This is a genomic window from Lactobacillus sp. UBA5813 (assembly GCF_002417895.1).
In the GTDB taxonomy this organism is placed as follows: domain Bacteria; phylum Bacillota; class Bacilli; order Lactobacillales; family Lactobacillaceae; genus Lactobacillus; species Lactobacillus amylolyticus.
On sequence record NZ_DICZ01000043.1, the window covers coordinates 2,760 to 3,288 of the forward strand.

Sequence of the window (529 nt, forward strand, 5' to 3'; positions counted from 1 at the left end):
TGATTAACCAACGTAACCGCATCGGTGATTTTGAAATAGATACAGTGGTTGGCCCTCGTGGACATAGCAAGGCTGCTTTATTAACTTTAGTTGATCGTAAGTCACGTTTTCTTTGGGCCTATCGATTAAAAGGTCGGACGGCAGCGACTGTTAATGAAGCCCTAACGCATTTTCTAGCAACTTTTAAGGGGCCAGTGCACAGCTTTACTGTCGACCGTGGCACTGAGTTTAGCAATCTAGTGTCATTTGAACCACAATACGGTATTCAAACCTATTACTGCCATGCTTACGCACCAGCTGAACGCGGCAGTAATGAACGATTTAATCGAAATTTACGTTATTTTTACCCTAAGGGGACTTGTTTTGAGCACATTAGTGCTCAAAATTTAACAACGACGTTACTTCAAATTAACCAGAGGCCCCTTAAAGTACTCAATTGGCAAACACCTTACCAGGTAATGTTGACTAATTTGTCAAAAAATTCGGATTAAATTTGCAATCTACCATAGCCTTGAATTTACACAATTGC

1 protein-coding gene is annotated in these 529 nt (G+C 40.6%); it reads left to right on the forward strand.

Annotated features, from left to right (window positions below):
- The coding region (locus B2008_RS07420) for an IS30 family transposase (protein ID WP_286822639.1) at positions 1 to 491 on the forward strand (491 nt) is incomplete at its 5' end.
- Between the last annotated feature and the right edge of the window lie 38 nt (positions 492 to 529).